Raw genomic sequence first — 23,709 nt, 5'->3', positions numbered from 1 at the left:
CTTTAAGAATGAAATGGTACTGTGACTAAGGGTAAAAGTGCCAAAAGTAACCACAACCAAGACCAATTAAATTGCGGTTGGGTAGGAGGTGCTGATGGCTCTAATAAAGCATTGATGCGTTCGCTCAACCGCTCTGCTTGACTAGCAGCGCTGAAAGCAGCGCAAAAACTCGTCATTGGCACGATCGCAGAACGTACGACTAATAACAAAGATTCTGCCAAAGTCAGCGGATCGACTTGCTGAGCCGCCCGATTATCTGCCCGCAGTTCCCGTAACAGCAATAACTCTTCCCATAAGGCTTCTGTCTGAGGCAACCATCCAGTACAAGTCCGTATCCAACCCAACCAGAAAAACCAGAAAGTATCTCGGTAGTAGTAATGTGCTTGTTCGTGGGCAATCACAGCGGCTAACTGTTCTGGGGTGAGGACGTATAGCAATCCTTGGCTGACAACTAATTCCGGTCGCCAGAAGCCAACTAAAGCGCTGAAGAGAACGGGAGTTGCTAAAATCCGACAAGATGCTCCCTCTACTTGCTCTTGAGGATAAGTACGAGTCTGACTCACAGCCCGCCAGCCTTGCCATGCCAGTTTAACCCCCAGCGCGATCGCCACTATAAAACCGATTACCGTCAGTCCGTAGCTATACCAACCTACAGACAAACCCAGCATCTTGCCTTGAATTCCCATGAATAATACCGAGATTCCGGCGATCGCTAACATTAACGGAGGAAAGAGAAAAAACCACAGCGTTTGTTTCCAGCGTTGTTGCCAATCACCTGAAGCTGATGACCAATTCTGTCGCACGTTCCAAGCTACTGCCAGTGCAGCCAAAATCATGATGGTATGCATTACTTCTCCTCCCGTTGTTGGCGTGCAGCTTGAATGCGTTTAGCGATCGCGTCGAGCTGTTCTAAGCTGGTGCGATCGAGACTATCGGCAAAGGCAGCCACAACATCAGGGTTGCCAACCGCCAGAAAGCGATGTAGCTTTTCATGCGCCTCTATAACTTGCGCTTGTTCTTTCGTTACCAACGGTCGCCAATAAAAAACTCGTTCTTGTTTATCGCAAGCCAACCATCCTTTTTCCGTCAGGCGGCGCAGTACCGTGGTGACAGAAGTATAGGCTAACTCTCTATCGGGATCGGCAAGAATGCGATCGTGTACGTCTTTGACAGTCACGCGATCGAGTTCCCAGACGATATTTAAAATCTCTGTTTCTAATGGACCAAGAGATAGCTGTTTGGGACGGTAATTAGGCAGCGGAGACATAAGCTAAGTCAAAAGTCAAAAGGTAAAAGTCAAAAATTACTGATAACTGGTCACTGATAACTGATAGCTGACAACTGGTTACTGCTTTCCAGGTTACACCGTCAGAGTTATCTCTCGCGACATTGTTTGTGAAAGTTTGATTTTGTGACAGTTTGACATCTTGTCTTTTGACTGCCATCCAGAAGGCAAACTAAGCTAGGTGTTCGATTCCAGCCTGCTTTTATAACGAAGGGTCAAAAAGTCCTTGATTCTCGGGTGGAAGGACTTCCACCCTTTTTCGACATCTTAGTTCGACATCTTAGCTGGATAAATTCGCCGATCCTATTTGCGAAAGAAGGAGATTGAAAGAATGCGAACGATCGCGTTAGCTTTGCTATTGGTTGTTGCTATTTGGACGCTAGCTTTTCCCAGTGCAGCTCTAGCAGCAGACATAGCCAACGGAGCCAAAGTGTTTAATAGCAACTGTGCTGCTTGTCATATGGGAGGAAAAAATGTGGTGATGGCGACAAAAACACTACAGAAAGATGCTTTAGAAAAATATAGTATGAATTCTCTAGAAGCAATTATCAACCAAGTCACAAATGGTAAAAATGCTATGCCTGCCTTCAAAGGAAAATTAAATGTCCAGCAGATTGAGGATGTCGCCTCTTACGTGCTGGACAAATCCGAAAAAGGATGGAGCTGAAATCAGTTATCAGTTGTCAGTTGTCAGTGAAGAAAAGGTGTGGGGTGTAGTGGAGAGAATTTGGAATTTGGAATGCGGAATTAATGCGTGAATTTTGAATTGTCTTGCTCCCTCAGCTCCTCAGCTTCCTCTGCCCCTCTACCCTCCCCTCACTAGTAACTATGTATCGAGTTATTCTCATCTGCTGCGTCACATTTGCGGTTTTGCTGTTTCCATTAAACGCTCAGGCTCAGCCAGCAGCGAATACTTTAGAGATGCACGACCATCAAACTAAATCTCGATCGGTAGAAGACTTATTTAAACAAGGGGTATATCAAACGCTAGTAGGAAAATATCGAGCCGCGATCGCAGATTTTTCTCAGGTCATTTTGCTCCAACCCAACAACGCTACAGCCTACGCTAATCGAGGTTTAGCACGGGCTGCTAAGGGCGATCGCCAAGATGCATTAAAGGATTTCGATCGCGCTTTATCACTGAATCCAGATTCGGCGATCGCCTATTACAACCGAGGTTTTACGCTTTCCAAGCTCGAAGACGATCGCGGTGCGATCGCTGATTTTGACCGTGCCATTCGCATCGATCCTGAAGATCCAAGTGCTTATCATTGTCGGTGTCTCGTGCGTTATAAATTAGGTGACATGGTAGGTGTAGCAGAAGATTTACGCACGGTTGCTCAAATGTATTTGCAACGCGGCAAATTCGATGCTTATACCAGTCTGCTTGCTGAACTCAAATCTCTGCATGAATTAAGTCACCCGAAGAGGGAGCAGGGAGCGCACGAGCAGGGAGTAGTTATCAGTCACCAGTTATCAGTGTACAGACGTTACATGTAACGTCTGGACAAATTTAATAGTTATCAGCGAGCGGCAAGAGATTGGTACGTAGTGCGCGCTCTAATTTTAAATGTTGAATTGCTTTTTCCCCTATCCCTTACACTTTCTATGTAAGGGAGAAGCATCAATGTAGACGCGCATTTCTCGAACGAGATCGTCTTCCATGCGAAAGACGATCGCGCATGGTATTGCGATCGCTTTACCACGATCGCACATATGAGTTGTTTCCATTTGGCAAATTACAGCATCGTCAATTTCCCAAATTTCATTGATTTCACAAGAAGTTCGGGCGCTCCGACTGAGCTGACTTGCTTCGATGACAAATGCGATCGCGGTTTTCCCCACTGCCGGGGAATGATTGCCAAATCGACATAGGGCATCTTCAGTAAAATAAGTCATGGCACTCTCTACATCCATTGCCTCGAACAAACCGATCAAACTCCTGATAATCTCTATTTGGGTAACAGCTGCCATACTGGATCGAAATTCCATTCTGAAATTAATCGAAAAGATGAAGGCTTAAGGCTAAAAGCTATAACCTTAATGCCGCTCGGGCTTAGCTTGATGTCATCATTAATTTCAAATTAAATGAAGCCCTGATTTTTTACAGCCTGAAAAAGTCAGAAGTTATCCGCACCATCTCAATTGTCTCAATCGAGAAGTCATGAATCGTCTGAAAAAGTCAGATCTACGTGGTGCGTGGTGCGTAGTGTGTGGTGCGCTACGTGGTAAGAGGCAACTGATTAAGAAAAGCTTAAAATATATAGAATTTTGAACTTTTGAGTATATAGAAAATTTACAACTGATTTCTAGTGTAACTTAATAGTAAAGCATAAAAAAATAAATACAAACCAGCGAAAAAAAACAAACATAGCCTATTACAGTCAAAATCATCAAAGAACAAGTTTTTGTTAAAAAATGAACGTTGACGAAGCACTAGTAATTCTAGATGCATTTCTCGATCGGGGACTCAACGACATTCAGGAACTAGTCTTTCGCAAAGCCTGGGAAGGTCAGACTTATCCCGAAATCGCCGAAAGCTCTGACTATGATGCTAATTACATTAAAGATGTAGGTTCTAAGCTATGGAAGTTGCTTTCTAAAGCTCTCTCAGAAGAAGTTACGAAAAGTAACTTCCGTGCTGTCTTGCGGCGACGAGCGTCAGAACTAGGGAGCAGGGAGCAGGGAGTAGAGAGTAGGGGAAAGAGAGCAGAGGAGACCAAAAGCGACAACCAACAACCATCAACTAACGACCATCAACCAACAACACCTTACATAGACTGGGGCGAAGCGGTAGATGTAGCAACATTTTACGGGCGGAGCGAGGAGTTAGCGACTTTAGGACAGTGGATTAAGAACGATTCGCCTAGAGGCGACAGCTCCGCTTCATGCTGTCGTTTAGTGGCAGTATTGGGTATGGGTGGCATGGGGAAAACTGCCTTATCGATCGCCCTAGCAGAAAACTTGCAATCAGAATTTGAATATATTGTTTGGCGCAGTTTACGTAACGCTCCGCCTCTAGCAGAATTACTCGCTGGGATCGTTCAATTCCTCTCTCATCAACAAGAAACAGCGGCGACATTATCCCAAGAACTCGATCGCTGTATCAGTATGCTGCTGGAATATTTGCGCCATCATCGCTGTTTGTTAGTACTAGATAACGTCGAAAGTATTCTGCGTGGGGGCGAACATGCAGGACAATATCGGGAAGGATATCAAGCCTATGGCGAATTATTACAACGCATTGGAGAAGTCCGTCATACGAGTTGTTTAGTACTAACTAGCCGAGAAAAACCAAAAGAAATTGTCTTGCTCGAAGGTGAAACACTACCAGTACGTTCTCTACAGTTGGAAGGTCTAAATATTGCCGCAGGACGAGAAATTTTTCGCGCTAAGGGACATTTTGTCGGTTCCGATTTAGAGTGGCAAAGGTTAATCGAGCATTATGCTGGTAATCCGCTTGCTTTGAAAATGGTAGCTGCGGGAATTCAGGATTTATTTGATAGCAACGTAACTATATTTTTAGCAACCTTACGCACGGGAACGTTAGTTTTTGATGATATCCGCGATCTCTTAGAGCGGCAAATGAATCGGATATCAAAATTAGAAATAGAAGTGATGTATTGGCTGGCAGTCGAACGGGAACCTGTCGCTTTTACAGCATTGCGAGAAAATGTTTTGTCCTTAGAAGCAAAGCAAAAACTACCAGAAACTCTTCGATCTTTAGGACAGCGATCGCTGATTGAAAAAACCGCTACGGGCTTTACCCAACAACCAGTTGTAATGGATTTTGCGATCGATTGCTTTATCGAACGCATATGTGGGGAAATAGTTAGGGGGGCGATCGGTTTATTTAACAGTCATGCCCTGATTGAAGCGCAAGCAAAAGATTACATTAGAGACACGCAAATTCGTCTGATTCTCATACCAATTGTCGATAAACTTTTAGCTCAAACAAATCTCAGCAGCCTTGTCGATCGCTTAGGGCAAATTCTAACTGATTGGCGACAAAGATCGGCGCGATCGCCAGGATATTTAGCAGGAAATATTCTCAACTTGCTAACTCATCTTAAGATCGATCTGCGGGGGTGGGATTTTTCCGATCTTGCGGTGTGGCAGGCATATTTAGCCGGACGCAACTTAAAACAAGTCAACTTTGCCCGTGCCGATCTTGCCAAATCAGTTTTTACTGAAGACTTAAGCGTGACTCCAGCTGTAGCTTTTAGTCCCACAGGCAAGCTATTAGCAACAGGAGATGCTGATGGAGAAATTCGGCTGTGGCAAGTTACAGATTGGAAAAAACTGCTGACTTTCAAAGGACATACGAATTGGATCTGGTCGGTTGCATTTAGTCCTGACGGCAGTACTTTAGCAAGTGCCAGCGATGACAAAACAGTTCGTTTGTGGGATACCCGTAGCGGTGAATGCCGTTGTATTTTGCCACATACGCATCGCATTTGGTCAGTGGCGTTCAGTCCCGACGGCAAAACTATAGCTAGTGGGAGTGAAGATTGTACCGTCAAGTTATGGCATTGGCAGACAGGAGAATGTTACCAGACTTTGTTCGGACATACGAACTGGATTAGAAGCATCGCCTTCAGTCCCGATGGCAAAACCCTAGCTAGTGGTAGTGTAGAGTCTACCGTGCGATTGTGGAATGTCGGCACGGGAGAGTGGCTGAAAACTCTACAGGGACATACAACTCAAGTTTGGTCAGTTGCGTTTAGTCCTGATGGCGAGATGCTTGCTAGTAGTAGCGATCGCGCCGTGAAGTTATGGCAAGTCAGTACGGGAGAATGTCTGCACACTTTATGCGGACATACCAACTGGATTAGAACGGTTGCTTTTAGCGCTGGGGGAGATATAGTAGCCAGTGGTAGCGAAGACTATACAATTCGACTCTGGGACGTACAGACTGGAGAATGCTGTCGCACGCTTTCGGGACATACAAATTGGATTAGATCTGTAGCTTTTAGTCCTGACGGCAAAACCTTAGCTAGCGGTAGCGGCGACCATACGATCAAGATCTGGAATGTTACGGATGGGAAATGTATCAAAACTCTTCAAGGGTACACTAGCCGCGTCTGGTCGGTAGCCTTTCATCCCCGTCCGTTAGCCTCACATCCAACCGGAATGCTAGCTAGCGGTAGCGACGATAAAACAGTGCGATTGTGGAACGTTGAAACAGGAGAGTGCGATCGCACGTTACACGGTCATGGTAACAGAGTCTGGGCTGTTGCCTTTAGCCCCGATGGGAAAACCATAGCCAGCGGTAGCGGTGACTTTACCATCGGGCTTTGGAATGCTGCAACAGGCGATCGCTACAATACGATCCAAGCTTACAGTGGTGTCAGGTCTCTGGCTTTTCATCCCAATAGCGACATTTTGGCTGGCGGCTGCGATGACTATACGGTGAGGTTATGGGAGATCCTCAGCGGGAAAACTCTGCATAAGTTGCAAGGGCATACTAACCGAGTCTGGTCAGTTGCCTTTAATGTAGATGGCAAATTTCTAGCTAGCGGTAGCGACGACCACACAATCAAGTTATGGAATACTGAAACCGGAGAGTGCTACGACACTTTACAAGGACATAGCAATTGGGTATGGGCAGTTGCTTTTAGTCCTGACGGACAAACCCTGGCAAGTGGTAGCGGCGATCACACAGTCAAGTTATGGGATTGGCACGCCGGGAAATGTTACCAAACTCTCCAGGGACATACGAGCCGAGTTTGGTCAGTTGCCTTCAGCCCTGACGGGCAGACTGTAGCAAGTGGCAGCAGCGACTATAGCATCAAGTTGTGGAATGTCGAAACTGGCGAGTGCAGACATACCCTCCAAGGACACACCGATTTAATTTGGTCGGTTGCTTTCAGTACTGACGGACAAATTCTTGCCAGTGGCAGCCAGGATGAGACGATTAGACTGTGGGATGCAAATACAGGCAAATCTCTCAAGATATTGCGGGCGCAAAGACCCTATGAAGGGATGAATATTGCTGGCGTAACTGGTTTAACTGAGGCGGCGATCGCCACTTTAAAAGTTTTAGGTGCGGTAGGATAATTAGTTCTTAGATGCTTGACTGAGAGGACAAATAACAGATTTTTCACCTATCCAATCTGTAAAAGTAATCTCATTTTTATAATGTCGAGGAGATAGCATTAGTAAGCGCCAAGCATCAGCAAAATTCAATAAATTGATGCATCCAGGATAATGAATTTCTAATAGCTTTTGAACTAGGGGATAATAATCAGAGTTCATTCCAGGAAAAATATGATGTTCTGTATGGTAAGAAAAATTTAAATGCAACTTATCAATTAGTTTCGGTACTCGTAAAGAAACGCTATTAACTAATGGATCGTTAACGCTTGTCATTTGGCAAAGCATATGATTTGTGTAGATATAAAACATCACTCCTGCATAACCGATACCACAGGGAAGAAAGTAACTAAGTACCAGTTTTAGTGGATTAAACTCTAGATAAGCTAAGATACTCAGATGAATTATGATAATTAGCAAAAACTCAGTAGCAATCTTCCAGCGCTCTTCAGCACTGACTTTAAAAGCAGCAGGAACATAGTTGACTGATTCACAATTAAACAACACCACAGAAGTCAAATTACGAAAGGTATGAACTCCCCACGCTGTTGCCATTCCCACTGTTAACCCGATAAAATTTACCTCATTAGAAGGTACAAACAAATTCTGAATCCACTTTCCCCAAGTTTTAGGCTGCGCGGACAAATAATTGCGATCGGGGTCATTTAAAGAGTTTGTTTTATTATGATGTACTCGGTTATGAACAGCTTTCCATAGTGTCGGCGGCATCCACAACATTATTAGCCCTATAAAGCCGATTATATAACTCAGACGGGAATTTCTAATTACGCTGCCATGCATCAGATCGTGGGAGCTAAATAGCAAGACAATAACACTATTCCCCATCACCACTGCTAAAGGTAAATAAAGCCATAATAAGTATAAATGCCAACGATCGAGATGCTTGGCGATCGCCCAACCTAGAATTAAGATTGTCAGATTAATAAATAATATTACTAACTTGCTAAAATCGGGGGCAAAGGCTTCTTCAGGAAGGAGAGGTCGCAATGCTTTCGCATACTGTGCTTGGGGAATTAGAGTTTGCTTTTCCACAAAAGTCATAAACTTCCAAAAACATAAACTTTTTTAACTTTATCTTAAAAGATCCTAAGCATAAAACAGCTAAATTAACAATGATTTTTTCTCGTGTTAACATAACATAATTCCTGAAACTTTAAGGAGTATAATCATGACTGCTAGCATGACGCTGCAAGATGTAGAGAAGTATATTCCTGTAGTGGGAGATATCAATATTAAAACTCCTTTAGCATACAAAACAACCCGTGGAGTAGTAGAAGTAGTTAATACAGCACAAATGGCAGTAGCAGAAGCTTACATTAATGGGTTGGAAGTTCCCGACTCACTGCTGCAAGCGCTTTTCAATACCTGTATGCCGATTTTCTTTCAGTATTTTCCAGCCCTGCTTGCACCCTACGAATGGGTGTTAAAAGAAACTGATAGTCTTGCCGAAGGGTCGCGGGAGTTAATGAAAATTCAGTACGACTTGCCTCAAGGAATGCTGAATACGATGTTAGGTAATTGGAAAGTTATTTATCCTAAGTACAGCATGGGATTGTGGGAAAAAGGAGCATTAAACCTCGAGCAATCCCAGATGCACATGATTGATGATGTTATTGAGAAATTAGACATCAAAGATGGAGACCGTATTTTAGATTTTGGATGCGGTTGGGGTTGCGTTCCGAATTATATTCTTTCTAAGTTTCCTAATGTCAAGTTTACGGGTTTGAATTTGAGCCACGAACAATGCGAGTATATCCGCCAAAAAATGCAAGACCCTGAAAGCTACCTGAGTTCAGGTAGATTTACTTTATATGAAGGAGATTTAAATCAGGTACAATTCCAGGAAAAATTTGACAAAATTCTCTCAATTGGTGTTTTTTGCCATGTCGGTAATTTAACAAAATCATTTCAGAAATTAGCTACTTTTTTAAAGGATGAGGGTAAAGTTTTTATTCACATCATTACGGTTCGTACCCCTAATAACATATCTAGCGTTTACACCCATAAATACATTTTTCCCCACGGTCGATTCTGGAATTACGATGCAGTACCTAGCCATAACCAAGATCTCAAAACAATAAAAAGATGGTATCTCAATGGCTCTAATTATTCTCGAACCTTTGCAAGCTGGCTAAAGAATTTTGACGATAATCAGGCAATAGTCAAAGATTTAAACTATGGCATAAATTATCCTAAATTTCGCCGAATATGGAGGTTTTATTTGCTCTGGTTTGTTAGTAATTTTGCCAGTTGTGATGGTGAAGTGAATGGCAATGGTCAATTTTTAATGGTTCATGCTTAGTACGTTTTAAATGGCACGCGATCGCAATTCGTATTTATATCCTTCTGACTCCCGATCGTCGATCGCTGTTATTCTCCTATTGCTATTCCTTCGCGGCGGGGATCGGCTCCACCGACTAGACCTTTTTCGGTACGGACGATCGCATGAGAACCGCTGATTTGTTCGACAACTTGCACGGAATGACCGAGCGTTTCTAAGCTTTGCTGAAGATTAAGCAAACTTGTATTTGTCTCTAATTCCGTCGCCCCGTCGCGATTGCCATAATGAGGGAGTGACATTGCTTGTTGGCTATCTAATTTCCAGTCTAGAACGGCAATTAACGCTTGCGCGACGTAATTGATAATTCGAGCGCCGCCAGCCGAACCAACCGCCATCACAAGCTTACCTTGGCGATCGAATACCATCGTGGGAGCCATCGAACTTCTAGGGCGCTTTCTCGGTTCTACCCGATTGGCGATTGCTTTTCCATCGGGTGTTGTGGGTGAAAAAGAAAAATCTGTGAGTTGATTGTTGAGTAAAAAGCCTCGTACCATCAATCTAGAGCCAAAAGTATCTTCAATACTGGTGGTCATAGAGACTGAGTTGCCATTGCGATCGACAATCGTTGTGTGGCTGGTTGAGGGAAATTCGATCGCATTATCTTGTCCCCAGACTAACTTTTGCGGCGATCGCAATTCGCCTGGTTCGGCATCGGTCAAGGCGCGTTGAGGATTAATTAGCTTGGCACGATTATTTAAATATTCAGGATCGATTAATTCATTAACTGGTACGGGGACAAAATCAGCATCAGCCATATATAAGCCTCTGTCAGCATAAGCTAGCCTTCCTGCTTCGGCAAATAAATGCACTGCTTGGGTTGATTCTGGTTTGAGGGTGGATAATTGGAAGTTTTCCAGCATACCGAGAATTTGCAACACGGTTAAACCACCAGAACTAGGTGGTCCCATACTGCATATTTTGTAAACTCGATAAACTCCACATACAGGCGATCGCTCTTTTGCCTGGTAGGTCGCTAAATCGTCAGTTGTTAAATCACCTGCTACGGTAGCTTTTTGGACTGTATTCGCAATGTCTCTGGCAATTTCACCCCGATAAAAGGCATCAGCACCGGAATTTGCAATCCGGCTCAACACCTCAGCATAAGGACGATTGACGAGAATTGTCCCCACAGGTTTAGGCGTGCCATCCGCTTGATAGAAGTAGCTGCGAGCTGGTTCTAGGCTTGGTAAATACTTTTCTTTGCTGAGGCGATCGTACAATAAAGGCGAGATTGGAAAGCCCTGCTGCGCCAGTTGAATTGCGGGTTGAAATAGCTCTTGCCAAGGCAACTTACCATGTGCCTTGTGTACCATTTCCAGCATCCTGACTACTCCAGGCACGCCGACAGACTTTCCACCTACAACCGCATCGTAAAATTGGAGTGGTTTGCCATCTGCATTTAAAAAACGATCCGGTCGAGCCGCTGCTGGAGCCGTTTCGCGACCGTCATAAGTGCGAACTTGTTTGCGTTTGGCATCGTAATAGGTTAAAAAAGCCCCGCCACCAATTCCAGAATACTGCGGCTCAACTAAACCCAGTACCATTTGAATGGCGATCGCCGCATCAACAGCATTACCTCCCCGCCGCAGAATATCATTACCTGCTGCTGCTGCTAGCGGGTGAGCTGCCACTGCCATATACTTTTGAGTGCGTACAGCTTTGCGAACCGCGCGATCGATTTCGGGTGCATCCTGAGTTTTGACTACTGCTGGAGTTAGAGCTGTACTGAAGACAAGAGCTAATAGACCAAAGTAGAGGCAAAATTTATTTGCTTTCATCAGCGCAATACTACTTCTCGTTAGCAGAATACCACTCTACGAGGATCGTTCAAGCAATATCGGGAGGAATTTGATTGAAAGGACTAGCGGGAGTCGATCGCGGTTGCATTTGCAGCTTGATTAACTTTTGCAATTCTCCCCGTTGAATCTCTGTTCCCCGATTTAGCTCTCCTGGGGTATCGAAGAAAATTATACTGTCTACCGTTTCAAGAGCAAAAAGCTGAAATAATATGTGAGTGACGGGTAAGGGTGAAGCAACAATTTCCGGGTCTTGTTCCGAGACTGCTACAGCTGAAACATCTGCAAGTGTGGGGAAAGCATAGATAACGCGCTTGGTCACTTTTGAGTTAGCGCGATCGCTTAACGTAGTGACTACCCAGTCTCGATCTAAGTTTTGCAAAATATAGTATTCTAAATGGCGCAGCCTGCCAGCAAGCAGTACCAATACAGGAGCGACAGCAGCAACAACTTGCGGAGTCACGCCATCTTGAGGCGCTTCGTCAATCAGGACTTTAATTTGTCGGTCTAAATCCATATGACACAAAAGCTGCTACCATCACACTGAGTTTACCCCATTTAGGGAGTAGGGAGCAGGGAGTAGGGAGCAGGGAAAGAAATGTGGTTTCTGACTTGCGACTTGCGATCGCAAACAGGGGATGCATCGATCGCATCCCCCACTTTAGCTAAACTTAATTAGCTAGACTTATTGGTAGTACTTCAGCTCTGCTTCCAATTGGGAAGTCAAGCGGTCGTCGCCCTTGGCTCTGGCGGCTTGCAAGCGCCGTTCTAAGCTTTCCAAAATATTCGAGCGATGAATGCTAGCTACCTCTTTGTAGCTTGGCTTTCTACTTGCATTCATGATTATTTACTCCTTGCTTCGATCTCTTTCTAGCCTTCAGTACCTACTTCTGATGCTGTGCGTTGTAGCATGGACTGCTGGCGGTTGTATTGCTTCTGACGATTCAAGCTCATTAACAATCTTGCTTGTGCAGAAACAGACACGCGATCGGAGTTAGATTGAATACCAATATTGTTAAATTTCATATTCGCCTCTTTCTTGTTGTTGTGTTACGAATGAGGCGCGTTCCTTCGAGAGTTTTTCTCTACTTCCGTCCCTCCACTGGAGAGATGAACGATTTATCCTTTACATTCATTACAATATCAGTCATTTTTCTGATTTGGGTCTATCTGAGGATGGAATGAATCATAAATCTAAATAAGTTAATGTAATTTAAACTACAAAATATTCAACTTTGCTAATTAATTCTATAGCAGAAGCAGAGGGCGGAAGGCGGAAGACAGAAGGAAAAACCTTGCAACTCAAAGGCGAGAGTTGACTTTGAGACCTTAACCTTCTCGCGCTTTGCTATAAAATTTGTCAGGGTAATTTGACGATCAACCTTTGTACTGACTGGAATGACGCGGTAAAATTGCCCCTACGATGAAACTTGTCAGGGCAGGTTTTCCCACAATTTCTGCGATACAGCTTGGAATAACTCGGTAAAATTGCCCCTACGATGAAACTTGTTAGGGCAGGTTTTCTCACAATTTCTGTGATTGTGTCTGAAATGACGCGGTAAAATTGCCTCTACGATGAAACTGGTTAGGGCAGGTTTTCCCGCAATTTCTGCGATTCTGGCGGGAATGACGCGGTAAACCTGCCCCTACAAGGGATATTTGAATTTTTAAATTCTGTTTCCTGTCTCCTTTTACTGTGACAATTTATACTAAGTATGGCTTTTATCCTCAGCAACCTATGGACGCTGAAACAGCATTGGCATGGGTGGATAATCTCATATTGACCAAAACTGGCGAAGGGTTAAATTCTCTACAAAAACACATTCTTCAGCAGGTTTGGCAAGGACGCAAATACCCTGAAATTGCAGCGTACTGCGGTTATACAGAAGGACACGTTAAAGATGTTGGTTCCCATCTGTGGCGCGTACTGTCTCAAACTTTGGGAGAGAAGATTAATAAGATTAACTGTCGTGCGGTTTTAGAACGATGTCTGCATACATCGAAAGATAAGGGAAATCTGCACGCCAGAGATTCTACAGTAATTTGCGATCGCGTACAAAACGATTGTAGGGGCGCACAGCTGTGCGTCCCTACTGAAAAAACAAATTTCGTCGGTAGAACCGAAGCGATCGCTCACCTCGATCTCCTGGTAAGTTTGGATAGTAAGGCGATCGTCATTCAGGGTGAAGGCGGATTGGGAAAAACCACCCTAGCACAGCAATACTTGCAAACTCAAAATTTTGAAGTGGTGCTAGAACTGCTAGTAGCAAAGGAAACACAGAACCTTACTTCTGCTGAACGAGTTGTAGAAGAGTGGCTGAAACAAGACTTACACGAGGAACCAGGCTTAGAATTTGGCGTGACTTTAGATAGGCTCAAACGCCAGTTGCAAATGCGACGGATAGGGGTGTTAATCGATAACTTAGAACCTGCATTAGATCGCCAAGGACGTTTAATCGATTCCCATCGTAGCTATGTGGAGTTATTTCGGATTTTAACCGACTCGAAAGTACAATCCGTCACTTTGATTACAAGTCGCGATCGCCTGTGCGAACCGAGTTTAAATGTAGAACACTACCGTTTACCTGGTTTAGATCTTCAGGCTTGGCAAGAATATTTTAGTTACCGTCAAATTGCAACTGACTTACAGACAATCCAGCAGATGCATCAAGCCTATGGTGGTAACGCTAAAGTTATGGGAATCCTTTGCGGTACAATTCAAACTGATTTTGCAGGCAATGCGATCGTGTATTGGCAAGAAAACCATGCCGCTCCCTTGGCTGTCACCGATTTGAAAAATTTAATTGCCAGTCAATTTCACCGTTTGCAAACACTCGATCTGCCAGCATACCGCTTATTGTGTCGCCTGGGATGTTATCGCTACCAAGATGTGGCAAAGATTCCTACCCAAGGAATTTTAAATTTATTGTGGGACGTACCACCCCAACAGCAGCGACAAATTATTACAGCTTTACGCGATCGCTGTTTAGTTGAATTTCAACAGGGGGAATACTGGCTGCATCCAGCAATTTGTGCTGAGGCGATCGCGAGGTTACGTGTTAGCAATGAATGGATAGTTGCGAACAGCAAAGCCGCAGATTTTTGGACGAATAGCGTTCCTACAATTGATACTATAAAAGATGCTTTACAAGCTCTGGAAGCATACTATCACTATGTAGAAATTAACGATTTCGAGTTGGCGGCTAGAGTCATTCTTAAAAGCAGAAATAATCAATGGGGACAGTTTTTACCTCTGGGTGGAACTTTGTACCGCATGGGTTTAATTCAACCCGTTTTGGGTGCGATAACTCAAATTCTCCAAAATTTGCCATCCCATCCTTATTTGGGAGAATTATATAATATTTTGGGAGATTTATATTGGACTGCTGGTCAAATTTACGCAGCAATAGAATGTCAAGAAAAAAGTATCGAGCTAGCGACTCAATTATTACAGTCTTTAGAGTTCAGTCAAGGCGATCGCTACAAGTTATATTATTTAAAAATGCTAGAAGTAGATTCTTTACTCAGCATGGGACTGTACAATATAGATTTGTGGGAATTAGAGGCAGCAGCCGAATTATTTCAGCAAGTTATAGATTTAGCTCAAAATACAACTCATCATCGCTGGGCAGAAAAAGCTAGCGTATGTTTAGCTTTAGTAAATTCCTATTTAGGTTCATATCAAACAGCGTACAATCTAGTCGAACCGATTTATGACTCGATTATGTGTGAGTTAAATAAACAAAGTGGAAGCTTTGCTTATTTTGTTCAAATCCTCGGTCAAACTTATGTCAATTTAGGTAATCAACAAAAAGCACAAGAGATGTTTTCTCTTTCCCTAGCTGATGCCGAAAAAAGTCATTATCTGCAAATTAAAGCTAAAACGCTGACTGGATTAGCAGAGAGCGATCGCCAGCAATCTTTATTTAAACTAGCCCTCAGCAAACACGTAGAGGCAATAGAAATTTTAGATAAAATTGGTGCAAAATGCGATTTATCCGAGGCTTATTTGCAGTTAGGATTAACTTATGCAAAAATGAAAGATATTGAAAATAGCCAATTGAATTATCAGCGATCGCTTCAGTTATTTACGCAGATGAATGCACCACGGCAAGTAGAAAAAGTTTTGAGAGCAAAAGGCGAATAGAATTCGCGACTACACAGACGAAACCCGCCTGCGCGGGTTTTGGAGCTGTGCATAATACAATTCTTAGCCCCCCTTTTAAAGGGGGTTGGGGGGATCTTCCGTGGGGCAATGTTAACAAAATGCTATCAGTCGATCTGAGGCTATACACTCACGCATCGTTCTGCTTCTCGCGCTGCAACAACCAGTACCAAACAAAGAGCCGATATAGCTTTTTGCCACTCTTGCCTAACCTGCAAATCTTCCACACCTTCAAACATTCCTACCAGAGAAGGAACAGAATGTTCCATCGCCAAACGCGGAACCGGACGATGAAGTTCTACTAAGCGCGTGAGGCTTTCTTGATTATTGACAAAACCAATGACCCATTTTGTTGTATGCTCTGGACTATCAGGAACGCGCTTCACACCCAACTCTGTTTGTAGCCAGTGATAAAAAGGAGGTAATCGCTCAGCTAAAACGCTACCAGCTGTTGGTAGAGTTTGCTTTAGTAACGAAACATCTAAGCTATTTAACTGTTGTTGTAGTTCGGGAGAATTTAGACATTCAGTAAGAGACTGGGAGAGTAAAGCTTCCAGACGATCGCGCGATAAATCTAAGTGTTGGGCAAAAGTGTCTAAAGTAGGCTGCATCATGAAAAATCCAAAAGACAACTAAATACTTCTTGGGATTGAGTAGAGTTTCTATTGTGCGATCGCCTTAACAGCGGCGAAATCTGCAAATAGCTATCTGTTTTGTATTCCTTTCAACTCATCCTGCTACCAATTTGCCAGGAATGTATGGTGATGTCTTTGAGGTAGCTCATAGAAAAATTAAAAAGTTTACGATCTCATCTGAGATTAAGCCAAAGGATTTAAAACTCCACCGAAACCGTTCCCAAGACAGTGAAAGGCGCACCAGGACGGAGAACAAAACCCTGAGATTCGTAATACTTTTTGTCGAATAGGTTTTTAAAATTCAGTCCTACCCGCCAATTATCACGCTTGTAAAAAATTGCCGCATCAGCACGGACGTAAGAAGGAATTATCAAATCGTTCGGTAATGTGGCTTCGCGATCGCCCACAAAAAATAATCCTGCACCAAAACCTAACCCTTGTAAATTGCCACTTTGAATTTCATAGGTAGTCCACAAACTACCACCTTGTTCTGGCGCGTTGACGAGGGAGCTATCTTCAGGGTTATTCTCGTCTCCTACACTCACAAATGCATCGTTGACAAAGTAGGAACCAATGATTTTCCAACCAGGAGTAAGTTCCCCAGCCAGATCGCACTACGGTTCAGTTAAGGCTCAAAGTGTTGTAAATTAAGCATTGTTCCCAAGAATGGAAAGTGAGTGTAGTGCATCTGAAGGATTTCTCATTGTTGTCTCCTACGATACAAAGTAGTGATGTGTTCAAAGCGATAGAGGCAGCCATCCCATCCACGGAGATCGAGCAAGCGATCGCTAAAACTAAAGTTTGTGAACAACGTAAACGCTCGTTACCAGCACAATTGGTAATTTGTTTGGTAATTGCGATGAGTCTGTGGTCACGAGATTCGATGAGAGATGTGCTGAAAAACTTAATTGATGGGCTGAGCGAAGCATGGGTGAAAGTGGGGAAATACTGGCGAGTTTTTTGTAAATCAGCAATAACGCAAGCCCGACAACGATTAAGTCCAAGGGTGATGAGTCAATTGTTCCATCAACTGGTGCGACCAATGGCTAGCACCGATACCAAAGGAGCATTTCTCAATGGATTGCGAATTGTGGTAATTGATCGGACTTGCTTCGATCTGCCAGACAGCGATGAAAATGCGAGAGTTTTTGGTCGTCCGAGCAGCCGTCCTGGCACACAAGCCGCATTTCCCAAACTGCGATTAGTCATTTTGGTAGAAGCAGGAACACATTTAATCTTTGATGCATTGATGTGTCCATATCGAATAGGAGAACGAGTGCGGGCATTAAGATTATTACGCTCCGTGAGTTCAGGGATGTTGTTGATGTGGGACAGAGGGTTACATTCTTATGCAATGGTGCAAGCAACTGTCACAACTGGTAGCGATTATTTAGGAAGAATTCCCGCAAATGTCAAGTTTTTGTGCGAAGAACCACTGGCGGATGGTTCTTATCTGAGTTGGATTTATCCACCTGCTAAATTCCGCTCAAAAGCTTGCCAGCCCATACAAGTCCGAGTGATTGAATACACAATTGGTAATACCGACAACCCAGAGGAACAACTAAGATATCGCTTAATTACCAGCTTATTGGAATTGGAGAAATTTCCGGCTCAACTACTGGCGATTGAATATCATCAACGCTGGGAAGTAGAAAATACTATTGATGAACTCAAAGTACATTTATCAGGACGAAAAACTCATATTCGCTCTCAAAAACCGCGTGAAGTTGTGCAGGAAGTTTACGGGTGGTTGTTAGGACACTGGGCTGTGCGGTTATTGATGTTTCAAGCTGCAAAGAGCGCGGGTATCACTCCTTTGCGTCTGAGTTTCACTGGGACATTGCGAGTTATTCGTCGTGCTATCCCGAAATTTCAACGCTTGCAATCACAAGAACTCCCCTTTTTTTAAGTTGGTTAACTGTAGAGATTTTAGACACTCTGTTACCTGAACGAGTTTCTCGTACCAATCCCAGAGTTGTAAAAAAACCTGTATCCAAGTTTCGCTCAAAAAAGCCAAGACATCAAGCCACCCCCTCCCGAACCAATCCTCCTATTTTCTTTATCCTCAGCACAGCGTAGCCTTAAATGAACCGTATTGAGCCAGATCGAATTCAATACCGCGACTTTTTACCTCTCCAATTGCGATCGAGAAGTCAATATTATCGGGATCTGTGGTAGCAACATTTGTTTTTGTAATTTCATACGCCGCTAAAGTTGCTGAAAGCCTACCGTCTAAAAACTCGCTTTTAATTCCTACTTCGTACTGAGTTCCTCGCGTTGGTGGTAAAAATCCACCATCTACCGTCCGCGAGTCGCTGGGAACGAACGAGCGACTATAGCTAGCGTATAGCGAAATTGGTTCTATTGGTTGATAAACTAAGCCAATACGCGGTGAAAAGGGAGTTTCATACAAATTCTCTTCTTCTTCACTGCCATCAATTCCCGATCTAACATTAGTATTACGGTTGAAAAAATCAACTCTGCCACCAAGTAGTAACTTAAGATTAGAGAGCAAAGTAATTTGATCTTGCAAATAAATTCCTACAGTATCGCTCTTGGTTTCAGTGAAATCACCAGGCTCTAGAGTCGTTGGTAATGGGGAACCATACACTGGGTCGAAAATATCGAGTCCAGTAAATTCAGCGCCTTGACAACAATCGTCGGTACGAATATCTCTGACATACTCCAAACCTAACAGCATTTGGTGGCTGATGCTTCCAGTATTAAATTTCCCAATTAGGTCGGTTTGCAAATAATAGTTTGTTTGGGAAATTTCATTTTGACGATATTCGTGAGGTACAGTACGACCATCTGGCTCTAATTGACCTATCGATCGCACATATTCAATATCTTCGCTAGAAAAGAAAGCAGAAAAAGCACTTCGCAACTGTAAGCGATCGCTAAAGCGATGTTCTAAAGTCAAACCAGCTCTATCTACATCGCGAAGATAGGGGCTGCTTTCGGGTTCGGAAAAATTACGGCTAATCGGCAGTTGAAAAGTAACTTTTTCAGGTAGTAAGCCATCGTAAAAATCCCGACTATTTCTAGAGTATTCATATTCCAAAGTTAATGTTGTAGCGTCGCCGAGTTTAGCAGTTATTACAGGTGAGATAGTAAAAGTTTCACCATTCACGAAATCAACGAAGCTGTCAAAATTTTCATAGGCGACATTCAAGCGATACAATAGGCTCCGATCTGAGTTGAGCGGTCCAGAAATATCAATTGAAGGACGATAGTAATCATAGCTACCAATCGTAATATCACCTGAAAAATAGGGTTCGCTCAGCGGTTTTTTAGTAATGTAATTGACAACACCACCTGGCTCAAATTGACCGTATAGTACTGAAGTTGGTCCTTTGAGAACTTCGACCCGTTCGATATTGGCAGTACTTTGATAAGAGTCTATGTCTCGAAAACCGTTTCTCAAGTTGTCGTAAGTAGCAAATCCTCGAATCACGTAGTTATCAGTGTTATTACCAAAGCCTCCTTGCACTGTGACGCTGCTGACATTCCTAGCGGCTTCTGAAATTCGAGTGATGTTTTGATCCCTTAATACTTCACGAGGAACTACCTGAATCGATTGGGGAATGTCGCGCAAGGGGGTATCGGTTCTAGTCGCAGTCGAAGCATCTGGAACGCTATATCCTTCTTGTTCGCCTGTCACGACGATTTCTTGTTCTTCATCTCCTTTAGCTGTTGCTGGTGGCTGTTCTGGTTTTCCTTGTGCGGGGGGAAGTTTGTCTTCTTGCAGTGTTGGTTCTGGTGCTGTTTCTGTTTCAGTTGTCGGTGGTGTAGGTTTTCGTGCTGTAGGTGCGATTGCCTCTGGTAGAGTTAGGGTAAGAGCGCGATCGCTCCTTCCCAATTCCACCTTGGATAATTCTCTAATTCCCGTCACTGTGACGCGAATACTATTCGTTCCCTGCTGAGTCACAGCAATAGACGCAATTCCCGATATGGGATTTTCCTGACGAAAAGTTTTACCTTCTGCTAGTTGAGCGTTGGGAATATTGACGACAAAGGTTTTACCGAAGCTAGTAGGAAAGACTTGCAATGACTTCCCATCTGGTGTTTCTAAAATAATTTCCAGCCCTTTATCTGATTGTTGCAGTTGCACCGCAGTCACTTGAGTAATGCTACTTTGTTGTGCTACTAAAATCCCCCTGTGTAGGCGCGGTTCAGTTAAAAGTATTAGATCCTCGAAGATCCCCCCTAGCCCCCCTTGAAAAGGGGGGAATATTGCCCCCCTGTTCATCGGGGGTTGGGGGGATCGAGTCTTATCTGAACTGTGTTGCCCTTGTAGGGACAGCGAAGCTGGAGGGGAAGAATCTGTGGATTCAACGACGTTAACTGCTTCTGCCCAAGCTGGTGGTGCAATAAGTAATACCAGAGTTATTGCCAAAATTCTTAAATTAAGTAGTTGAAAACCCAACCAACAGGAACATAATACCTTCATCTCGCTCACACCAATAAAAAATGATTCTCAGTAATGCCGTAGAATTAGCCTACGGAATCTCGAATCCCATGTCCATATCAGTAGAGCGGCAATTTTATATCCCAAAAGCGGCAATTGGCTTTTTTCCCATCCGGCATTCTTTAGGGGTAATACCAAACTTGCGCTTGAATGAGGCAATGAAGTGTCCTAAATGAGAGTAACCGACTGTCTGCGCTACATCTGCTACCCGCATCTTATTGACACAAAGTAGCAATCGTGCCTGCTCCATGCGATAGTCGTGCAGGTAGCCGAATACAGTAGTACCAAAAATTTCTCGGAAGCCGCGTCTGAGCTTGCGATCGCTCAACCCTACCATTCTTGCTAAGTCTAGTAGGGATGGGGGATTGTCTAGCTGTCCGATTAAAATATCTCGTGCTTGATAAACGCGATCGACTTCAATAGGTTTAAGGCTACTAAGAGGATGGATAGCTCGTTCGTTTTCTGCCAACTGATTGAATTGCAGTGCTAGTAGTTCTAAAACCTTGCTTTCGAGATAAATGCGCTTAATTGCACCCGCATACGGAGCATCGTCAATTTGCTGTAATACCCTCAGCATGGCGAGAGTTATACCCCTACCTGACTGATGGAATCGCGGTGGATTAGCTCGTTCGAGGAGCGATCGCAGTGCTATTGGTAATGAATCTAGCTCTTGGCAATGGGTTCGCAACCAGTCAAGCGGAAATTGTATGCGGATCTGTTTCACGCGATCGCCTGCCGACCACTGTTCGATTTCATCTATATTCGGTAAATAGAATAGATAATGCTGTCCGCCACTTTCAACATAATCGTCGGGAATTTCTTTAATGCCAGGGGTAAGAACGTGATGATTGCCCGAAAGATAAAACTTCGATACCAAAGGCATCAACTCCTCATGCTGTCCCAACACGCTCTCATCGCGGTAAATGTTGCCTTCCCAAATTTCTAGTTCCAGTCTAGAGGGGAATTCCACCAACCGAGTGAAATGTTCGCCAAAACTATGTTGTCGCCTGGAAATGAGATCGAATCCATTGCGATCGCAGTAAGTTTCCTCTTTGACTAGAGTTTCATGACACCATTCGTCAAATTCTACTTCAGTCAGTGACTCCATTATCCCCATGCCCGAATATCTCAATGCCTAAATGTTTCAGTGTTGCTCGAAATGCCACAGACATTTCTCACGCTCGATGTCTAACAAATAAGAAAAATTCTTAATAGGACATTGTACTACTATGCATTTCGCCGATCGCTTAAGCAAATCCGAAGAAGGGGCTAAAGAAAGACAAGGCAGACAAGGCAGACAAGGCAGACAAGGCAGACAAGAGAGCTGAGGGGGCTGAGGGAGCAAAAAACAACCGTCAACCAACTCCCTACTCCCTACTCCCTACTCCCGCCTTCAGGAGAAACTTGCACTAAAAGCGATCTCAATCAGAGAATAAGAAAAGCAACAAGCACGAGGAGACTTCAGTGAGTCAGGGATTCGATTACGATTTAGTCATTATTGGCGCTGGGGTAGGCGGACATGGAGCTGCCTTACATGCCGTCAGCTGTGGCTTAAAGACAGCCATTATTGAAGCAGCTGACATGGGCGGAACCTGTGTCAATCGCGGTTGCATTCCCTCTAAAGCACTGTTGGCAGCATCGGGACGAGTGCGGGAATTGCGCGACGCACATCATTTAAAAGCACTAGGTATTCAGGTAGAGAACGTTGGATTTGACCGTCAGGCGATCGCCAATCATGCGTTAAATTTGGTTAGCAAGCTGCAAGGTGACTTGACAAATAGCCTCAAACGTGTAGGAGTTGATACGATTCGCGGATGGGGAAAAGTCGCCGGACAGCAAAAAGTTACGGTGACTAGCGATAGCGGCGACAAAACGATTACTGCTAAAGATATTATCCTCGCTCCTGGTTCCGTGCCTTTTGTTCCCCCAGGAATTGAAATTGATGGCAAAACTGTATTTACCAGCGACCAAGCCGTTAAGTTAGAATCCTTACCTCAGTGGGTAGCAATTATTGGTAGCGGCTACATCGGCTTAGAATTCTCCGATGTTTACTCGGCTTTAGGCTGCGAAATTACCATGATTGAAGCCCTAGACCAATTAATGCCAGGGTTCGATCGCGATATTGCTAAAATTGCCGAACGAGTTTTAATTACTCCCCGCGACATTGAAACTTATGTAGGCATTTACGCCAAGAAAGTTATCCCTGGTTCCCCAGTTGTCATCGAACTGGCGAATTTTAAAACGAAAGAATATGTCGATACGCTGGAAGTAGACGGCTGCTTAGTTGCCACCGGACGCATTCCCGCTACTAAAGATTTAGGTCTAGAATCTGTAGGTGCAGAACTCGATCGCCGTGGTTATATTCCCGTCAATGACAGCATGGCTGTATTATCTGGCGGCGAACCCGTACCTCACTTGTGGGCGATTGGAGACGCGACAGGGAAAATGATGTTAGCTCATGCAGCATCCGCTCAAGGAATTGTCGCAGTCGAAAATATTTGCGATCGCCAGCGTCAAATCGATTATCGCAGCATTCCCGCCGCTGCCTTTACCCACCCCGAAATTAGCTACGTCGGGATGACAGAAACCGCAGCAAAGGAATTAGGAGAAGCAGAAGGATTTACCATCAAAACCGCCAAAACATACTTTAAAGGCAACTCCAAGGCGCTAGCAGACGGCGATGCAGACGGAATTGCCAAAGTCGTCTACCGTCAAGATACGGGGGAAGTCTTGGGAGTCCACATCATCGGTTCCCACGCTTCTGACTTAATTCATGAAGCCTCAGCTGCGATCGCCAATCGTCAATCCGTCCATTCTCTCGCTTTCCTCGTTCACGCCCATCCTACCCTTTCCGAAGTTTTGGATGAAGCGTACAAACGGGCAGTTCATGCTTAATTAC

Annotated in this window: 19 protein-coding genes and 1 riboswitch; of the genes, 7 read left to right on the top strand and 12 right to left on the bottom strand. The window is 44.0% G+C overall.

Annotation, left to right across the window (positions count from 1 at the left end):
* Positions 1 to 2 precede the first annotated feature (2 nt).
* Both N4J56_RS12435 and N4J56_RS12430 read right to left on the bottom strand, forming a co-directional pair.
* Entirely contained in the window at positions 3 to 848 is an 846-nt protein-coding gene (locus tag N4J56_RS12435; protein WP_317106730.1) for a M56 family metallopeptidase, read from the bottom strand.
* Positions 848 to 1,267: a BlaI/MecI/CopY family transcriptional regulator gene (locus N4J56_RS12430; RefSeq protein ID WP_015154911.1), complete on the bottom strand. Its 420-nt coding sequence runs from the start codon at positions 1,265 to 1,267 to the stop codon at positions 848 to 850. Before N4J56_RS12430 ends, N4J56_RS12435 begins: the two co-directional genes overlap by 1 nt.
* A 349-nt stretch (positions 1,268 to 1,616) precedes the next feature.
* On the opposite strand from N4J56_RS12430, the gene petJ reads away from it, so the two are divergent.
* Both petJ and N4J56_RS12420 read left to right on the top strand, forming a co-directional pair.
* On the top strand, positions 1,617 to 1,952 hold the full coding sequence (petJ, locus tag N4J56_RS12425) for a cytochrome c6 PetJ (RefSeq protein ID WP_317106729.1): 336 nt from the start codon (positions 1,617 to 1,619) through the stop codon (positions 1,950 to 1,952).
* A 161-nt stretch (positions 1,953 to 2,113) separates the two neighbouring features.
* Complete coding sequence (locus N4J56_RS12420) at positions 2,114 to 2,785, top strand: tetratricopeptide repeat protein (protein WP_317106728.1); 672 nt, start codon at positions 2,114 to 2,116, stop codon at positions 2,783 to 2,785.
* Between the two features lie 90 nt (positions 2,786 to 2,875).
* On the opposite strand, the gene N4J56_RS12415 is transcribed toward N4J56_RS12420, so the two are convergent.
* Positions 2,876 to 3,277 (bottom strand): nuclear transport factor 2 family protein, encoded by a 402-nt coding sequence (locus tag N4J56_RS12415; RefSeq protein ID WP_317106727.1) that lies wholly within the window; start codon positions 3,275 to 3,277, stop codon positions 2,876 to 2,878.
* Between the two features lie 426 nt (positions 3,278 to 3,703).
* Here N4J56_RS12415 and N4J56_RS12410 point away from each other — a divergent pair, with 426 nt between their 5' ends.
* Positions 3,704 to 7,345 carry an NB-ARC domain-containing protein gene (locus N4J56_RS12410; protein WP_317106726.1) on the top strand — a complete coding sequence of 1,214 codons (3,642 nt, stop codon included), beginning with the start codon at positions 3,704 to 3,706 and terminating at the stop codon, positions 7,343 to 7,345.
* On the opposite strand, the gene N4J56_RS12405 is transcribed toward N4J56_RS12410, so the two are convergent.
* Entirely contained in the window at positions 7,346 to 8,443 is a 1,098-nt protein-coding gene (locus tag N4J56_RS12405) for a fatty acid desaturase family protein (protein WP_317106725.1), read from the bottom strand.
* Between the two features lie 127 nt (positions 8,444 to 8,570).
* Here N4J56_RS12405 and N4J56_RS12400 point away from each other — a divergent pair, with 127 nt between their 5' ends.
* Positions 8,571 to 9,704, top strand: a complete 1,134-nt coding sequence (locus tag N4J56_RS12400; protein ID WP_317106724.1) for an SAM-dependent methyltransferase — start codon at positions 8,571 to 8,573, stop codon at positions 9,702 to 9,704.
* Between the two features lie 68 nt (positions 9,705 to 9,772).
* Here N4J56_RS12400 and ggt read toward each other — a convergent pair whose 3' ends face one another.
* The 4 genes from ggt to N4J56_RS12380 all read right to left on the bottom strand — a co-directional run bounded on the left by ggt (position 9,773) and on the right by N4J56_RS12380 (position 12,565).
* On the bottom strand, positions 9,773 to 11,521 hold the full coding sequence (ggt, locus tag N4J56_RS12395) for a gamma-glutamyltransferase (protein WP_317106723.1): 1,749 nt from the start codon (positions 11,519 to 11,521) through the stop codon (positions 9,773 to 9,775).
* Positions 11,522 to 11,570: 49 nt separating this feature from the next.
* Positions 11,571 to 12,056: a hypothetical protein gene (locus N4J56_RS12390; RefSeq protein WP_317106722.1), complete on the bottom strand. Its 486-nt coding sequence runs from the start codon at positions 12,054 to 12,056 to the stop codon at positions 11,571 to 11,573.
* Positions 12,057 to 12,224: 168 nt separating this feature from the next.
* Complete coding sequence (locus N4J56_RS12385) at positions 12,225 to 12,380, bottom strand: hypothetical protein (RefSeq protein ID WP_317106721.1); 156 nt, start codon at positions 12,378 to 12,380, stop codon at positions 12,225 to 12,227.
* 29 nt (positions 12,381 to 12,409) lie between these two features.
* Positions 12,410 to 12,565 (bottom strand): hypothetical protein, encoded by a 156-nt coding sequence (locus N4J56_RS12380; protein ID WP_317106720.1) that lies wholly within the window; start codon positions 12,563 to 12,565, stop codon positions 12,410 to 12,412.
* A 34-nt stretch (positions 12,566 to 12,599) separates the two neighbouring features.
* Positions 12,600 to 12,658, bottom strand: a riboswitch (Glutamine riboswitch).
* Between the two features lie 619 nt (positions 12,659 to 13,277).
* Between N4J56_RS12380 and N4J56_RS12375 the strand changes: the two genes are divergently transcribed.
* Positions 13,278 to 15,686 (top strand): NB-ARC domain-containing protein, encoded by a 2,409-nt coding sequence (locus N4J56_RS12375; RefSeq protein ID WP_410500487.1) that lies wholly within the window; start codon positions 13,278 to 13,280, stop codon positions 15,684 to 15,686.
* A 140-nt stretch (positions 15,687 to 15,826) separates the two neighbouring features.
* On the opposite strand, the gene N4J56_RS12370 is transcribed toward N4J56_RS12375, so the two are convergent.
* Together N4J56_RS12370 and N4J56_RS12365 are read right to left on the bottom strand one after the other, a co-directional pair.
* A complete protein-coding gene (locus N4J56_RS12370; protein ID WP_410500486.1) occupies positions 15,827 to 16,315 on the bottom strand; it encodes a hypothetical protein in 489 nt (162 codons plus the stop codon).
* 221 nt (positions 16,316 to 16,536) lie between these two features.
* Positions 16,537 to 16,947, bottom strand: a complete 411-nt coding sequence (locus N4J56_RS12365) for a TonB-dependent receptor domain-containing protein (protein ID WP_317110626.1) — start codon at positions 16,945 to 16,947, stop codon at positions 16,537 to 16,539.
* 164 nt (positions 16,948 to 17,111) lie between these two features.
* Between N4J56_RS12365 and N4J56_RS12360 the strand changes: the two genes are divergently transcribed.
* Positions 17,112 to 18,248 carry an IS4 family transposase gene (locus N4J56_RS12360; protein WP_410500401.1) on the top strand — a complete coding sequence of 379 codons (1,137 nt, stop codon included), beginning with the start codon at positions 17,112 to 17,114 and terminating at the stop codon, positions 18,246 to 18,248.
* A 156-nt stretch (positions 18,249 to 18,404) separates the two neighbouring features.
* Here the strand turns inward: N4J56_RS12360 and N4J56_RS12355 are convergent, their stop codons facing one another.
* Positions 18,405 to 20,453: a TonB-dependent siderophore receptor gene (locus N4J56_RS12355; RefSeq protein WP_317106717.1), complete on the bottom strand. Its 2,049-nt coding sequence runs from the start codon at positions 20,451 to 20,453 to the stop codon at positions 18,405 to 18,407.
* Positions 20,454 to 20,886: 433 nt separating this feature from the next.
* Positions 20,887 to 21,918, bottom strand: a complete 1,032-nt coding sequence (locus N4J56_RS12350; RefSeq protein WP_317106716.1) for an AraC family transcriptional regulator — start codon at positions 21,916 to 21,918, stop codon at positions 20,887 to 20,889.
* A gap of 356 nt (positions 21,919 to 22,274) precedes the next feature.
* On the opposite strand from N4J56_RS12350, the gene lpdA reads away from it, so the two are divergent.
* Positions 22,275 to 23,705, top strand: a complete 1,431-nt coding sequence (lpdA, locus tag N4J56_RS12345; protein WP_317106715.1) for a dihydrolipoyl dehydrogenase — start codon at positions 22,275 to 22,277, stop codon at positions 23,703 to 23,705.
* Positions 23,706 to 23,709: the final 4 nt, after the last annotated feature.

It is taken from the genome of Chroococcidiopsis sp. SAG 2025 (assembly GCF_032860985.1).
GTDB lineage: Bacteria > Cyanobacteriota > Cyanobacteriia > Cyanobacteriales > Chroococcidiopsidaceae > Chroococcidiopsis.
This window is presented reverse-complemented; position numbering and strand designations above follow the sequence as displayed.

Bases quoted from the DNA above. Each gene is read 5' to 3' on its own strand.
- N4J56_RS12380 (WP_317106720.1), bottom strand. From the start codon at position 12,565: ATGAAATTTAACAATATTGGTATTCAATCTAACTCCGATCGCGTGTCT.
- N4J56_RS12350 (WP_317106716.1), bottom strand. From the start codon at position 21,918: ATGGAGTCACTGACTGAAGTAGAATTTGACGAATGGTGTCATGAAACT.
- N4J56_RS12370 (WP_410500486.1), bottom strand. From the start codon at position 16,315: ATGCAGCCTACTTTAGACACTTTTGCCCAACACTTAGATTTATCGCGC.
- N4J56_RS12375 (WP_410500487.1), top strand. From the start codon at position 13,278: ATGGACGCTGAAACAGCATTGGCATGGGTGGATAATCTCATATTGACC.
- petJ (WP_317106729.1), top strand. From the start codon at position 1,617: ATGCGAACGATCGCGTTAGCTTTGCTATTGGTTGTTGCTATTTGGACG.
- N4J56_RS12430 (WP_015154911.1), bottom strand. From the start codon at position 1,267: ATGTCTCCGCTGCCTAATTACCGTCCCAAACAGCTATCTCTTGGTCCA.
- N4J56_RS12390 (WP_317106722.1), bottom strand. From the start codon at position 12,056: ATGGATTTAGACCGACAAATTAAAGTCCTGATTGACGAAGCGCCTCAA.
- N4J56_RS12400 (WP_317106724.1), top strand. From the start codon at position 8,571: ATGACTGCTAGCATGACGCTGCAAGATGTAGAGAAGTATATTCCTGTA.
- N4J56_RS12420 (WP_317106728.1), top strand. From the start codon at position 2,114: ATGTATCGAGTTATTCTCATCTGCTGCGTCACATTTGCGGTTTTGCTG.
- N4J56_RS12410 (WP_317106726.1), top strand. From the start codon at position 3,704: ATGAACGTTGACGAAGCACTAGTAATTCTAGATGCATTTCTCGATCGG.
- N4J56_RS12405 (WP_317106725.1), bottom strand. From the start codon at position 8,443: ATGACTTTTGTGGAAAAGCAAACTCTAATTCCCCAAGCACAGTATGCG.
- N4J56_RS12435 (WP_317106730.1), bottom strand. From the start codon at position 848: ATGCATACCATCATGATTTTGGCTGCACTGGCAGTAGCTTGGAACGTG.
- N4J56_RS12415 (WP_317106727.1), bottom strand. From the start codon at position 3,277: ATGGAATTTCGATCCAGTATGGCAGCTGTTACCCAAATAGAGATTATC.
- N4J56_RS12385 (WP_317106721.1), bottom strand. From the start codon at position 12,380: ATGAATGCAAGTAGAAAGCCAAGCTACAAAGAGGTAGCTAGCATTCAT.
- ggt (WP_317106723.1), bottom strand. From the start codon at position 11,521: ATGAAAGCAAATAAATTTTGCCTCTACTTTGGTCTATTAGCTCTTGTC.